The 13,518-nt window shown below is 46.4% G+C and carries 14 protein-coding genes and 1 pseudogene; all 15 read left to right on the top strand.

Annotation, left to right across the window (positions count from 1 at the left end; translation table 11 throughout):
- Window position 1 precedes the first annotated feature (1 nt).
- The 15 genes and pseudogenes from FCL48_RS11545 to FCL48_RS11475 all read left to right on the top strand — a co-directional run bounded on the left by FCL48_RS11545 (window position 2) and on the right by FCL48_RS11475 (window position 13,453).
- Window positions 2-451: a Crp/Fnr family transcriptional regulator gene (locus tag FCL48_RS11545; protein ID WP_136872434.1), complete on the top strand. Its 450-nt coding sequence runs from the start codon at window positions 2-4 to the stop codon at window positions 449-451.
- Between the two features lie 194 nt (window positions 452-645).
- On the top strand, window positions 646-1,161 hold the full coding sequence (locus tag FCL48_RS11540; RefSeq protein WP_136872433.1) for a DUF177 domain-containing protein: 516 nt from the start codon (window positions 646-648) through the stop codon (window positions 1,159-1,161).
- 39 nt (window positions 1,162-1,200) lie between these two features.
- Window positions 1,201-1,389, top strand: a complete 189-nt coding sequence (gene rpmF, locus FCL48_RS11535) for a 50S ribosomal protein L32 (RefSeq protein ID WP_136872432.1) — start codon at window positions 1,201-1,203, stop codon at window positions 1,387-1,389.
- A gap of 9 nt (window positions 1,390-1,398) precedes the next feature.
- Window positions 1,399-2,391 carry a phosphate acyltransferase PlsX gene (gene plsX, locus FCL48_RS11530; RefSeq protein WP_136872431.1) on the top strand — a complete coding sequence of 331 codons (993 nt, stop codon included), beginning with the start codon at window positions 1,399-1,401 and terminating at the stop codon, window positions 2,389-2,391.
- A 21-nt stretch (window positions 2,392-2,412) separates the two neighbouring features.
- On the top strand, window positions 2,413-3,387 hold the full coding sequence (locus FCL48_RS11525; RefSeq protein ID WP_136872430.1) for a beta-ketoacyl-ACP synthase III: 975 nt from the start codon (window positions 2,413-2,415) through the stop codon (window positions 3,385-3,387).
- Window positions 3,388-3,402: 15 nt separating this feature from the next.
- The gene (locus FCL48_RS11520) at window positions 3,403-4,557 is read left to right on the top strand and encodes an acyl-CoA dehydrogenase family protein (RefSeq protein ID WP_136872429.1); all 1,155 of its coding nucleotides are present in this window, start codon (window positions 3,403-3,405) and stop codon (window positions 4,555-4,557) included.
- Window positions 4,558-4,592: 35 nt separating this feature from the next.
- Window positions 4,593-5,372 carry an electron transfer flavoprotein subunit beta/FixA family protein gene (locus FCL48_RS11515; protein WP_136872428.1) on the top strand — a complete coding sequence of 260 codons (780 nt, stop codon included), beginning with the start codon at window positions 4,593-4,595 and terminating at the stop codon, window positions 5,370-5,372.
- 20 nt (window positions 5,373-5,392) lie between these two features.
- On the top strand, window positions 5,393-6,586 hold the full coding sequence (locus FCL48_RS11510; RefSeq protein ID WP_136872427.1) for an electron transfer flavoprotein subunit alpha: 1,194 nt from the start codon (window positions 5,393-5,395) through the stop codon (window positions 6,584-6,586).
- The gene (gene fabG / locus FCL48_RS11505) at window positions 6,583-7,326 is read left to right on the top strand and encodes a 3-oxoacyl-[acyl-carrier-protein] reductase (protein WP_136872426.1); all 744 of its coding nucleotides are present in this window, start codon (window positions 6,583-6,585) and stop codon (window positions 7,324-7,326) included. Before FCL48_RS11510 ends, fabG begins: the two co-directional genes overlap by 4 nt.
- Window positions 7,327-7,417: 91 nt before the next feature.
- Window positions 7,418-7,648: an acyl carrier protein gene (gene acpP / locus FCL48_RS11500; protein ID WP_136872425.1), complete on the top strand. Its 231-nt coding sequence runs from the start codon at window positions 7,418-7,420 to the stop codon at window positions 7,646-7,648.
- A gap of 77 nt (window positions 7,649-7,725) precedes the next feature.
- A complete protein-coding gene (gene fabF / locus FCL48_RS11495) occupies window positions 7,726-8,961 on the top strand; it encodes a beta-ketoacyl-ACP synthase II (protein WP_136872424.1) in 1,236 nt (411 codons plus the stop codon).
- A gap of 132 nt (window positions 8,962-9,093) precedes the next feature.
- On the top strand, window positions 9,094-9,522 hold the full coding sequence (rpiB, locus tag FCL48_RS11490) for a ribose 5-phosphate isomerase B (protein WP_136872423.1): 429 nt from the start codon (window positions 9,094-9,096) through the stop codon (window positions 9,520-9,522).
- Between the two features lie 793 nt (window positions 9,523-10,315).
- Window positions 10,316-11,005: pseudogene (locus FCL48_RS25890) on the top strand (reverse transcriptase domain-containing protein); the annotation flags it as partial.
- Window positions 11,006-11,382: 377 nt separating this feature from the next.
- On the top strand, window positions 11,383-12,801 hold the full coding sequence (ltrA, locus tag FCL48_RS11480) for a group II intron reverse transcriptase/maturase (protein ID WP_136872422.1): 1,419 nt from the start codon (window positions 11,383-11,385) through the stop codon (window positions 12,799-12,801).
- Between the two features lie 7 nt (window positions 12,802-12,808).
- Complete coding sequence (locus FCL48_RS11475; RefSeq protein ID WP_136872421.1) at window positions 12,809-13,453, top strand: group II intron maturase-specific domain-containing protein; 645 nt, start codon at window positions 12,809-12,811, stop codon at window positions 13,451-13,453.
- Window positions 13,454-13,518 lie beyond the last annotated feature (65 nt).

Here is a 13,518-nt window from a genome sequence, read left to right as displayed (position 1 = left end):
TATGGTCAAATATCAGGCGGAATTGCACGATTTCTTTACATTATTTTTGACAGACTCAGATGTGGAACCGCTTTTTGCGGTAATGGAGTCTCACTCTCTTGCAAGTGGTGGTACGCTTTTTACCTATGGTGACACAGCTGAAGGGATGTATTTTGTCGTTGCAGGCAGACTTGCAGTTGAAAAAAATACTGGATTTGCCTCGCGAAAACAGGTTGTTGCTCTACTTGGTAAAGGTGCACCGGTGGGTGAGGCAGGGCTCTTGCCTGAGTCCTTTCGTGGGACCACAATTGTGGCCGTTGAAGACTCAACGCTTTTGTATCTCTCGAAAAACGCATTTGACCAGCTCTGTAAAGAGCGGCCTGATTTTGGAGTGACTTTTTTTCGCTGGTTATTGGGGCGTGTTTCTCTTCGCCTTAAAAGCAGTACCGAGCGTCTGGCTCATATCCTTTAATCTTCTTCATATCAGTAGGTTGGCTACAGCAATGTGGTGCTGCTGTTCATGGGTGGCGTCACAACAGGGAAATGTTTATCTATAGATTCTTTGGTGGTTTGTCTTTTTTTTCTAGCCAATTTTCAATAAATTGATTATTTTTCCTTTCTTTTATTTTCTGGGCTTAGCTTTACCTTGGTTCTGGATATTATGTGATGAAGATTACATTTGACAAAATTACCGATAAAACAGAGCGATACGATCTTACTTCGGTGGCCTGGTTTCCAAAAGAGCTCGGAGATCTGGTCATTACAGGACCATCGTGGGTTTCCGTTGTTCGGCATACCCCTGAGACGCTAAGTCTTAAGGGAGAGTGTAGTGGCCGGCTGCACGGAATCTGTGCCCGTTGTGGTATTGAGGTTGATGAGTGCTTACAGTTTGCCTTCGAACACCTTGTTACCAATCAGAAAGAAGAAGTGCAGGATGTACAGGAAATAGAGTGTCCTGAGGATGATCTCAACACTATCTATCTTCTGGGACCCGAACTCGATATAGATGAAGTTCTGCGAGAGCAGGCATATCTTGAGAGCCCGGTTCGGATGCTTTGTGGTGAGGACTGCAGGGGGATCTGTCCCGGGTGTGGAGCACAATTGAACAGTGAAAGCTGCAGGTGCTCTGTTGATTATAGTGACTCGCCTTTTGCGATTCTTGGCAAGATTAATAATAAGTAGCAAATACTGGTATCAAATATACCAAAGTTGGAGGATAAAATGGCTTTACCTAAAAGAAGACACTCCCGTTCCCGTACCCGCCTCAGACGTTCCCATGATGCTTTAACCGCAACCGGTCTGTCAATATGCAGCGAGTGTGGAGAGCCCAAACAACCACATCGTCTTTGCGGCAACTGCGGTACTTACAAGGGAAGAACCGTATATTCTCTTGATACTGAAGTAGAGTAGGAGAACGTTGTGCATATAGCCCTGGATGCCATGGGCGGAGACCATGGCTCAAAGGAATTAATAGCCGGGGCGTTGCTTGCCATCCAAAAGTCTGGCCTGAGGGTTAGCCTTGTCGGAGATGAGACTATTCTTCGATCTCATCTTGAGACCCTTGCCCCTGATTCCAAAACTGCGAGTTTGCTAAATATAGTTCATTCCTCTCAGGTTGTTGAGATGAATGAACATCCGGTCGATGCGATACGTAAGAAAAAAGATGCATCTGTAATGGTCGCATTCGATCTTGTTCGAAGCGGTGAAGCTCATGCAGCCGTAAGTGCGGGTAACTCCGGTGCGACCATGGCTGCTGGAATACGAAAGCTTGGTCGCCTCGATGGTATCGCAAGACCGGGTATTGCTTCGATTTTTCCAACCCGGAAAAAACCAGTTGTACTGATGGACATTGGTGCAAATGTAGATTGCAAGGCATTGCATCTCTTTCAGTTTGCTGTGATGGCATCGGCGTTTTCCCGCATCCATGGTCTGGAGAGACCAAGAGTGGGGCTGCTTACCATTGGTGAAGAGACGGGTAAGGGAAACAGTCTTGTTAAAGAAACATACCCGCTACTGGAAAAGAGTTCACTCAACTTCATTGGCAACGTAGAAGGACGGGATGTGTTCCAGGGAGACGTTGATGTTATCGTCTGTGATGGTTTTGTTGGAAATATCTGTCTTAAGGTCAGCGAAGGTCTGGCAGATGCGGCGATGATGATGTTGCGCGATGAAATAATGAAGTCATGGCCTGCAAAAATTGGATATCTTCTAGCTCGAAAAGCCTTCAAGTCTTTTAAAAAGCGGGTTGACTACGCTGAATATGGTGGAGCACCTCTTCTGGGAATTGATGGAGTTGGTATTGTCTGTCACGGTAAGTCCAGTGCCCACGCAATTAAAAACGCGGTACTCGAAGCTGAAAAAATGGCTAAGGGCAACATTAATCAGGATATCCTCGAAGGACTTGCGACATAACGTCGAATATTTGGAGATGTAATGGGAATTGTTGTACTGGGTACCGGCTCTTGCCTGCCGAAAAGGGTTATGAGTAATGTGGATCTTGAATCAATTGTCGATACGAATGATGAGTGGATCAGAACGAGAACGGGCATAGAGTCAAGACACATTGGCGGTAAAGACGAACAGACCTACATACTTGCCTCAAGAGCCGCTGAAAAAGCGATGGTCGCGGCTGAGGTTACACCAGATCAGATAGGCCTCATTGTTGTTGGTACGATCAGCTCACATATGCAGATGCCATCTACAGCGTGTTTTGTCCAGACTGAAATTGGTGCAAAAAATGCTTTTGCCTATGATCTCAATGCGGCCTGCTCGGGATTCATGTATGGCCTGGATCTGGCCTACAAATATATTCTCGCCGATCATTCAATGAAAGTGCTGGTCATTGGTGCAGAAACACTCTCCAGTAGACTTGATTGGGCTGATCGAAACACCTGCATACTTTTTGGCGATGGTGCCGGAGCTGCAGTATTTGGCTTTACTGATGATGATCGTGGAATCATTGGAACGCATATGCTCTCTGACGGAAGTCTCTGGGAACTCTTACATATGCATGGTCCGGAAAGCTCCAATCCTGATCTGAAAGTTGAAAATAATACCGGTGCCTTCATTCGCATGGAAGGCCGAGAGGTATTTAAGCATGCGGTACGGGCGATGGAAGACTCCGTTAATACGCTGCTTGCCAGTAAAGGTTTAAGCATCGATGATATTTCTTTGATTATTCCTCATCAAGCAAATATCAGGATACTTCATAAATTGGTTGAACGCTTAAAAGTAACGCCAGATAAGGTGTTTATTAACGTTTCTAAGTATGGTAATACTTCTGCTGCTTCTATACCAATTGCCCTGGATGATGCAAATTCACAAGGTTTGATAGCAGAAGGTGATATGGTTTTATTTTGTTCCTTCGGTGGTGGTTTTACCTGGGGAGCAGCCCTGATTAAGTGGTAAACAGGAGATTTGGATATGGATTATTTTTTATCAGAAGAACAGCAGATGATTGTTGATATTGCTCGACAAATCACTGACGAACGCATAATACCAAACCGTGCAGAACTCGATAAAAATCATGAGTTCCCAAGGCAAATATTAAATGACATGGCCAAAGCCGACCTCTTTGGTGTTCCAATTCCTGAAGAGTATGGTGGCTTTGGTGGTGGCTGTTTTGATATTGTCCTCACAGTAGAGCAACTTGGGCGGGGGTGTATCGGGGTAGGAACCGCGTTTGCTGCAAACTTTCTTGGGGTTTATCCTATTATTATTTCCGGTTCCGAGGAGATGAAACAGAAATATCTTCCTGATGTTGCAACTGGTAAAAAATTTGGAGCCTTCGGTCTTACTGAGGCCAATGCCGGTTCCGATGCTTCTGGTATTCAGACGACAGCAGTTTTAGACGGGGATGAGTGGGTTCTCAACGGAACCAAGCAGTGGATCACCAACGGTGGTGAAGCCCAGATCTATTCTGTTGTTGCGATCACTGACAGAAGTCGTGGACCTCGGGGCGCTTCCATATTTGTCGTTGAGGAGGGTGATCCCGGTTTTACATGCGGTCCAAAAGAAAAGAAAATGGGGATCCGTGCCTCTTCAACCACGGAATTGATTTTTAAAGATTGCCGTATACCCAAAGACAGGCTGATCGGACGTGAGGGGACAGGTTTTATCACTGTCATGAAAACTCTTGATCTTTCCCGCCCTGGAATTGCTTCACTTGGAGTTGGACTTGGCCAGGGAGCTCTTGATGAGGCAGGGAAATATGCAAAACAGAGAAAACAGTTTGGCAAACCTATTATGGCGTTTCAAGCAGTTCAGCACATGCTTGCAGACATGGCAATTGGTGTTGAAGCAGCGCGCGCACTGGTATATTCTGCCGCCAAACATATTCAGGCACATCCAAAAGATATGTCCAAGGCGTCTGCAATATGTAAAACATTTGCAACCGATATGGCAATGAAGGTTACCACCGATGCTGTTCAGGTTATGGGTGGATATGGGTATATGTCTGAATATCCAGTGGAAAAAATGATGAGGGACGCTAAAATTCTTCAAATATATGAAGGAACAAACCAGATTCAGCGGAACGTTATTGGCCAGGAACTCAACAAAGAATATTCAAAGGCTTAAATGTTTCTGCACCACATCCCAATGACGAGATTTTAATGAAGATTATTGTATGTATAAAACAGGTTCCAGATGCCAAGGATGTACGACTGGATCCTGTCACAAATACCCTTGCAAGAGAAGGGGTTCAATCCATTATGAACCCTTACGATCAGCATGCACTTGAAGAGGCTGTGCGTCTGAAAGAAGTTCATGGTGGAGAGGTTGTCGCCGTGACGATGGGACCACCCCAGGCTGAGGAAATGCTTCGTCTTGCAATCAGCTGCGGTGCAGATACGGTGGTTCTGGTGTCAGATCGTGCTTTTGCTGGTGCCGATACCTGGGCTACTTCCTATACCCTTGAAAAGGCATTGAAAAAGATAGGCGACTATGATCTTATTCTTTGCGGGAAGCAGGCCATCGACGGCGATACCGCACAGGTTGGACCAGGGCTGGCCACAAGACTTGGTATTCCCTTTGTCACCTGTGTTCAAAAGGTTCGGGAAGCAACTGCAACGGGACTTGTCATGGAAAGGATGATGGATGACGGCTATGATGTAGTTGCTGCCGATTTTCCTCTTCTCGCAACAGTTGTCAAAGATATAAATGAGCCCCGGGTTCCCTCACTTAAAGGTAAAATGAAGGCAAAAAAAGCGGAGATCATTACACTTTCCGCAGCAGATATTGGCGCTGATACTACCTGTATTGGTCTGCCAGGCTCTCCAACCAAGGTCGTTGACGTGTTTCCGCCTCCAGCAAGAGGAGAAAGGGCGGTACTTGAGGGCTCTATTGATGAACAGATTGAACAACTCGTTGACAAGCTTGTTCCATATCTATAAGACTACCGGACGATCCTGATATGTTAAAAATTAGCCAAGAATTATGCATTGGTTGCGGTATCTGTGAGGACAGTTGCCCCTTTGGTGCAATTGAAGTCGTTGCCGGTCTCGCGGTTGCAGGGGATAGTTGTACACTCTGTGGAGCCTGTGTCGAAAGTTGTGAAGTCGGGGCAATTACCCTTGAAATTCAACAAGCAAAAGTCCAGAGTGATTTCTCAGAGTGGAAAGGCGTCTGGGTTTTTTGTGAGTTCAGAGGTGGTGAACTTGCATCTGTTTCACTTGAATTATTAGGCATCGGAAGACGACTCGCGGATAAAAGAGGAGTAGAACTCAGCGCTGTACTTCTCGGTTACAATGTGGGTGAAACTGCACAGCGATTGATTGGACACGGCGCAGACAATGTCTACGTTTGTGATAACGAAGTTTTTGTGGATTTCAAAGAGGATGTCTTCAGCTCTGTAACGACCTCTTTGATCAGAGAACACAAGCCAGAAATTGTCCTTGCGGGAGCTACTGCAATCGGGCGATCTTTTGTTCCTGGCGTTGCAACCGATTTGAATGCCGGACTTACAGCCGATTGTACCCAACTCGAGATTAGAGAAAGTGATGGGGCGCTGTTGCAGACGCGACCAGCTTTTGGTGGCAACATCATGGCAACCATTGTCTGTGAGAATTCCAGACCCCAGATGGCGACCGTACGTCCGAAGGTCATGAAAGGTCTTGAGTTTGATTCGGCCCGGAAAGGTAATGTAATCGAGGTGGCCTTGAAGGAAGGTCAAAAACAAAGCCGTATTCGTGTTGTTGAAAGTGTCGTCGCTGAGGCCTCCAATGTGAATATCCAGGAAGCAGATATTCTGATTTCTGGAGGAAGAGGCCTTGAGAGTCCTAAGGGCTTTGAGCTAATGCATCAGCTTGCTGATGTCATGGGTGCCAACGTTTCTGCATCCAGAGCCGTTGTTGATGCGGGCTGGATTCCTTATCCTCATCAGGTCGGTCAGACCGGCAAGACTGTCGCACCAAAACTGTATATAGCTTGCGGGATATCAGGAGCCATTCAGCATGTAGCAGGTATGCAATCTGCTGAAACTATCGTCGCCATAAACCGGGATAAAAATGCCTCGATCTTTAATGTGGCTGATTATGGTATCGTCGGAGATATTTTTGAGATTGTACCTAAATTGATAAGCAAGATTGAGGAGCGTCGAAAGCAATGAGTTTAGAAGGTAAGATAGCCGTTGTCACCGGTGGTAGTCGTGGTATCGGTAGGGCTGTATGTCTCAGACTGGCGGCTATGGGTGCTCTTGTATATGTCAATTACGTCTCAAGGTCTACAGCCGCAGAAGAGACAGTGAAAATAATTGAAGCTGCCGGTGGCACAGCAAAAATTGTGGGTTTTGATGTTGCCGACAGTACAGCTGTTCAACAGGCATTCAAAACTATTGTAGATGAAGCCGGATCAGTTGATATACTTGTTAACAATGCAGGAATTACGCGTGATGGCCTCATGGCCAGGATGAAAGAATCGGATTGGGATGATGTGCTTGATACCAATTTAAAAGGGGCGTTTCTCTGTGCCAAAGCGGCGTCTCGCTCCATGATGAAGAATAAATCCGGACGTATAATAAACATTTCATCTGTCTCAGGCTTTGCAGGCAACGCCGGGCAGGTGAATTACGCAGCAGCCAAGGCAGGGCTTATCGGGCTAACGAAATCAATGGCACGTGAGTATGCTTCCAGAAACATAACCGTCAATAGTGTTGCACCAGGATATATTGAAACGGAGATGACTGAACTGCTCGGTAGCGAAACCCAGGACCAGATAAAAAGTGAAATTCCACTTGCTGTTTTTGGTAGATGTGAAGATATTGCAGGCGCTGTGGCATACCTAGTCTCTGAAGATGGAGCCTATGTTACAGGTCAGACTTTACATGTTAATGGCGGTATGTATATGTAACCTTCTTTGAGGGTTATTTTTTTTGAAACAACTAAAAACATGCCATGGAATGATAAATGAACCAGGGCAAATCCAAGTAAGGGAGAACATAATGTCTATAGAACAAGAAATGATCGATATCATCGTTGAGCAGCTCAGTGTAGAAAAAGATAAGGTTGTACCAAAGGCATCTTTTGTTGATGATCTCGGTGCAGATTCACTCGATCTCGTCGAACTGATTATGGCCATGGAAGAAGGTTTTGATATCGAAATTCCTGATGAAGACGCTGAGGGTATCACCACAGTTCAGGACGCAATCGATTATGTGACGAAGCAGAAGTAAGTTTTTTCAGGTCAGAAGGCAGCAATTTTTATTTTCCCACGTTTAAAGTGTGGCAATAAAAGAGAAGGAGTTTCATTGTGACGCGAAGGGTTGTAGTTACGGGTGTCGGTTTAGTTACACCGCTGGGTACAGGTGTTGATAAAAGCTGGAAAAATATCTGTGCAGGGGTGAGTGGTGTTGATTTCATTACGCGCTTCGATACTAGTGATTATGCAGTGAAAATTGCTGCCGAAGTTAAAGATTTTCAGCCTGAAGATTTTTTTGAGGCAAAGGTCGCAAAACATCTTGACCTGTTTGTTCAGTACGCTCTTGCCGCCGCTCGAATGGCGATGCAGGACAGTGGTTACGTTGTTACTGAAGCCAACAGGGAACGTGTGGGAGTTATCACCGGATGCGGGATGGGAGGACTACCTACCATCGAAAAGTATCATCAGGTTTCAATGGAGCGTGGGCCTAAACGTGTCACCCCTTTTTTTATTCCGATGGTTATTCCCAATATGCCTTCCGGGCACATTTCCATGGAAATTAACAGCACCGGGCCCAATCTGTGCTTGACCACCGCATGTGCTGCAGGTACCCATGCCGTAGGAGAAGGTTATAGACACATCAAGTATGGTATGTGTGATATGGTTGTAAGCGGAGGAACTGAGGCTGTTATTTGCGGTTTAGGGGTCGCAGGCTTTTCGGCGATGAAAGCACTTTCTACCAGAAATGATAATCCCAAAGAAGCTTCACGGCCATTTGACATGGACAGGGATGGTTTTGTTATGTCCGAAGGCTCAGGTATGCTTATTCTCGAAGAATACGAACATGCCAAGGCTCGCGGGGCAAAGATATACGCAGAAGTATGTGGCTATGGATTAAGCAGTGATGCATATCATATAGCAGCTCCTCCAGAAGATGGTGCTGGTGGTGTGAGGGCTATGAGAATGGCCTTGAAAGATGGCAAACTCTCCCCTGAAGATGTCAATTATGTCAATGCCCACGGGACGTCCACTCCATTAAATGATAAATGTGAGACGCTCGGCCTTAAAACCGTATTTGGTTCACATGCCAAAAAACTTGCCGTCAGCTCAACCAAGTCCATGACCGGTCATATGCTTGGGGCGGCCGGTGGTATAGAGGCTGTTTTTACTGCTCTTAGTGTAAGTGAGAATATTGCACCACCGACAATCAATCATAAGCAGCCAAGTCCTGAATGTGATCTTGATTACGTACCCAATCAAGCACGGAACATGGATATTAATGTAGCCATTAGTAACTCTTTTGGTTTTGGTGGTACCAATGCAGTTATAGCCATGAAGAAGGTTTGATATAATCTTATTTCATAAAAGGCAGGTGTACATCCTCAATTATTGTAGGTACCTCACTCGAAGGATCAGGGGCTTGCAAATGTACTAAACTGTATACGGGGCATTTTGGAGTAAGGACAAAAGGAGAATCTTGTGATTATTGCAGTCGGAGCCGACCACGGTGGCTATGAACTAAAAACAAAGATAATACATTGGTTGACGGAAAATGGTCATACTGTAAGCGATGTAGGTTGTCACTCCAATGATTCCGTCGATTACCCCGACTATGCAGAAAAGGTGGTTCAGGAAATCGTTAGTGGCACGGCAAAATATGGTATACTTATTTGTGGAACAGGGATAGGTATGTCTATTGCCGCGAACCGCCATTATGAGATAAGGGCAGCCAACTGTTTTGACGAAAACACTGCAGCCTTGAGTCGCGAACACAATAACGCCAATGTTCTTTGTCTTGGCGCACGGGTACTCTCTGAAGAGACAGCTCTAAATATGGTTCGGATCTGGTTGAAGACTGACTTTGCTGGTGGCAGACACACTACAAGAATTGAAAAGTTTAGTAAATAATACAAAGTTTAGGTCTTCTTATTGAGAGCCAGTTTTGCAAATGCAAAGCTGGCTTTTTTTGTTTGCCCGGCATGGCGGGCAACCCCAACCAGCGTGAAGCTGGCGTCACCCCGATCAGGGGGAAGACAATCCGAATCGCAAGGGCGTTGCTGGTAACGGCGAGGTTTGAAGGAAGCGATAGGAAGTGAGCAGTACATAGCGTAAGCAAACCTGATTCGGCGTTGCGGGAGGGTAAGTGTCCAAAATAGCACGAAGCCCGATACCTGATCAGTCCCGTAATGTGTTTGAGGATGCGATTGCCCACAGGGAGTTCGCCTTAACCGGGGAAGCCTTGCATTGTTCCTGTAAGTCAATGTAGTAGCTGGGATAGGGAGGTTCAAGAGGTAGCTCAAGGCCGACCGAAGCGATGTGAGGTGGCAGATGATTCCGTAGTAGTGTTGAAGTCCCGGCCTGTGAAAGCTGGTAACAGTGTGGAGGGTAAAACCGGGATGACTGGACGGCCTGTTCGTCTGGAGCTGATATGTGCCCAAAGCCGTGTCGGTTGCGAAGGGATGAAGTTTATTTGAAGGTTTTTAGAAACTTGGCAACACATACAGTCTGGACATAAGTTGCCCGACGGGGCGAGGCGCGTTATCGGCGGTACACCGTGACAGGAACACTGCTGATTCTGGCTGTCCACTGGAGTAGCAAGAGCACCCACTGTACATTGCCTTATGGCTAGAAGGCAGCAGGACTGCTGTGAAGACCCAATGATTGTATGCAAAGCAGGCAGAAGAAAACGCAGGACAAGAGAATGGTCAAAGTCTGGTACAGTCTGTATAGCAGGATGTTAAACAGGAGTAATCTTGTCAAAGCATTCTCAAAGGTAAAATCTTCAAATGGAGCTGGCGGCATAGACGGTCAGAGCATTAAAGACTTTGCTGAATCGCTAACCAGCAACATAGACCAAATTTTGACGGAATTACAGGAGAAGAGTTACCAGCCTCAGCCGGTGCGTCGGGTTGAAATACCCAAAGCGTGAGGAGGAGTAAGGTTGCTTGGCATTCCTGCAGTCCGTGACCGTGTAGTTCAGCAATCTCTGCTAGATATTCTCCAGCCTATATTTGATCCAGAGTTTCATCCGTCAAGCTATGGTTATCGTCCTGGTCGCAGTTGTCACCATGCGATAACGAAAGCGACAATGTTTATCCGTGAGTACCAGCGAAAATGGTTTGTTAATATGGATCTGTCCAAATGTTTTGATACTTTGGATCATGGTTTAATTATCGCCTCCTTTAGCAAGCGGGTAAAAGATGGGAGTATTCTGGATTTACTGGAGAAGTTTTTGAAAAGCGGAGTTATGGTAGGGGATGAATGGCAGGCCAGCAAGATAGGTAGTCCACAAGGAGGCGTTATTAGTCCTCTGATTGCCAACGTTTATCTTGACTCTTTCGATCAATTTATGAAAGGGCGCGGGCACCGAATAGTCCGCTATGCGGATGATAGTGTGCCACGAAGGCACGCACGGGTGTTTCACACCCCGTGCAGCTATGCTGCATAAAAGATGAGGGTCGGCCCCTCGGAGCCGCCATACAGGTGGAGGCTTCAAATCACCGTAAGCTGCGTCGGTAAAGAGCCGGGGTGGTGAGCGTTACGGAAAAGGCAGGGCTTGATCTTGTCAGATAGGTATCACGGAGACGAATGCAAATGAACCGTTGCTGAAGTGTCGAAAGCGTAGGGACGAGTGTCAAAACCAAGGGGTAGTCGTTATCTTGGGATAAGTCTGGCGGCAACCTGTTTACTGGCCAGCTGGCCTCCGGCATGAAGATGGCGTGAACGTGATACAGGCTTTTATGCGGAACGTGGGAACCTGTCGCTCTGATGTTAAGGGAGAAACACAAGTGGAAGCCCCATAAGTGTGAGAGTACCGATGCAGAGCACAGGGGCGGAGCGACCCGTAGTAGTGATGAAGGTTCTGTAATGGAACTGGAGCGAAGGGGAAGCATTGTCCAGCTTGGATTAGAGAAAACAACCGGAAACGGGAGGATTGGATTGAAACAGGCAAAGCCGTTTAGTATTTCCAAACTGCAGGTTTGGGAGGCATATAAACGGGTCAAGGCCAACAAAGGTGCTGCCGGAGTTGATGGCCAGACGATAGAGTTGTTTGATTCGGATTTAACTAATAATCTGTATAAACTCTGGAATCGTTTGTCATCAGGCAGTTACTTTCCGCCACCAGTCATGAGGGTAGAGATACCTAAAGGAGATGGGCGGATGAGGCCATTGGGAATTCCTACTGTAGCTGATCGAATTGCTCAGATGGTGGTTAAACAAAGCCTGGAGCCGGAATTGGAACAACATTTCCTTCCGTGTTCCTACGGCTACCGCCCTGGAAAATCGGCACTTGATGCAGTGGGAAGAGCGCGGAAATGCTGTTGGAAAAGGGACTGGGTTCTGGATCTTGATATCAAAAGATTTTTCGACAATATTAATCATGAGTTGATGATGAAGGCTGTAAGAGCACATACAAAAGAGATGTGGATTCTCTTGTATGTCAAACGGTGGCTCAAGGCTCCTGTGAAAATGTTGGATGAGACATTGGTATTTCCAGAGAAAGGCACCCCACAGGGTGGCGTGGTTAGTCCTCTGCTTGCGAACCTTTTCCTGCACTATGCATTCGACAAATGGTTATCTCGGGAATATTCTGATGTACCATTTGAAAGATATGCCGACGATGCAGTATGTCATTGTACAACTTTGGCTCAAGCTGAGCGATTGAAGAGTGATCTTGAAGCTCGTATGAAAGAGGTGGGGTTGGAGCTTCATCCTGAGAAGACGAAGATCGTCTACTGCAAAGATGATGATCGGCAAGGTGAGTATCCGCAGGTGAGTTTCGATTTTCTGGGGTATACTTTTCGTGCACGTCGTTCGAAGAACAGATGGGGTAAACATTTTATCAACTTCACACCAGCAATCAGCAATAAAGCAGCAAAAGCCATCCGGCAGAAATCGCGTGACTGGAACTGGTCGTTACGTAGTGATAAAGACTTAGAAGATCTGGCCTATATGTTCAATTCGACCATACGAGGGTGGATCAACTATTACGGTCGCTATTACAAATCAGCTCTCTACCCGACCCTAAGATGTCTCGATCGTCGCCTTGTAATGTGGGCGACAAGAAAATACAAGCGTTTACGGAATCACCGACGACGAGCAACACACTGGCTGGACCGCATTGCGAGAAAACAGCCGTACTTGTTTGCTCATTGGAGATTATTATACGCAATGGCTGGACGATAGGAGCCGGATGAGCGGAGACGTTCACGTCCGGTTCTGTGAGAGCCTGAGGGGGAGGTTCTCTCGGGCTACTCGACTTCTGATCCTCTGTCAGTCGAAGATCGCGGCAACAAATGCACTTGCCAAAGCAAGCAGTTATCTGGAAGAAGATTTGCTCCTCACCGTAAACCGTGAAAAGACTCATATCACCCACAGTTGGAAAGGTGTTAAGTTTCTTGGAGTAGTGATACACTCCAATTATACGCAAATCAAAAAGGGAAAGATAAAGTCATTCAAGGAGAAAGTGAAAGCAATGACCCGGCGAACCGTCCCGGTTAACCTGGATACGATCATAGACGATCTCAATCCAATATTAAGAGGGTTTGCTCTCTACTATCGGATAGCTAATTGTAGCGGATTGATGCGGAAGTTGTCGTCGTGGATACGTAGGCGTTTGCGAGCCATTCAGTTGAAATTGTGGAAAAAGCCACAGCGGCTTCACCGCAGGTTGAGACAGCTTGGCTATACTGGTGAGTTTGATTTCATTCGCATGAACTCCTGGGCAAACGCAGGCTGTCCGTTGAGCCATTATGCGATTCCCAATGATTGTTTGCATAAAGATCACTGGCTCTTTGATATCGGCGCTGTAAAAACCGGAATTTCTGTTTCAATATGAAGGAAAATAAACAGGAGCCGTATACGAGGCCCGTACGTACGGTTCTGTGAGAGGGATGAGGCGAG

This window comes from Desulforhopalus sp. IMCC35007 (assembly GCF_005116575.1).
Classification (GTDB): domain Bacteria; phylum Desulfobacterota; class Desulfobulbia; order Desulfobulbales; family Desulfocapsaceae; genus Desulforhopalus_A.
This window is presented reverse-complemented; position numbering and strand designations above follow the sequence as displayed.

Excerpts from the sequence above, each read along its gene's own strand:
- FCL48_RS11545 (WP_136872434.1), top strand. The coding sequence starts at position 2 with ATGGTCAAATATCAGGCGGAATTGCACGATTTCTTTACATTATTTTTG.
- FCL48_RS11540 (WP_136872433.1), top strand. The coding sequence starts at position 646 with ATGAAGATTACATTTGACAAAATTACCGATAAAACAGAGCGATACGAT.
- rpmF (WP_136872432.1), top strand. The coding sequence starts at position 1,201 with ATGGCTTTACCTAAAAGAAGACACTCCCGTTCCCGTACCCGCCTCAGA.
- FCL48_RS11525 (WP_136872430.1), top strand. The coding sequence starts at position 2,413 with ATGGGAATTGTTGTACTGGGTACCGGCTCTTGCCTGCCGAAAAGGGTT.
- FCL48_RS11520 (WP_136872429.1), top strand. The coding sequence starts at position 3,403 with ATGGATTATTTTTTATCAGAAGAACAGCAGATGATTGTTGATATTGCT.
- FCL48_RS11515 (WP_136872428.1), top strand. The coding sequence starts at position 4,593 with ATGAAGATTATTGTATGTATAAAACAGGTTCCAGATGCCAAGGATGTA.
- FCL48_RS11510 (WP_136872427.1), top strand. The coding sequence starts at position 5,393 with ATGTTAAAAATTAGCCAAGAATTATGCATTGGTTGCGGTATCTGTGAG.
- fabG (WP_136872426.1), top strand. The coding sequence starts at position 6,583 with ATGAGTTTAGAAGGTAAGATAGCCGTTGTCACCGGTGGTAGTCGTGGT.
- acpP (WP_136872425.1), top strand. The coding sequence starts at position 7,418 with ATGTCTATAGAACAAGAAATGATCGATATCATCGTTGAGCAGCTCAGT.
- ltrA (WP_136872422.1), top strand. The coding sequence starts at position 11,383 with ATGTTAAGGGAGAAACACAAGTGGAAGCCCCATAAGTGTGAGAGTACC.
- FCL48_RS11475 (WP_136872421.1), top strand. The coding sequence starts at position 12,809 with ATGAGCGGAGACGTTCACGTCCGGTTCTGTGAGAGCCTGAGGGGGAGG.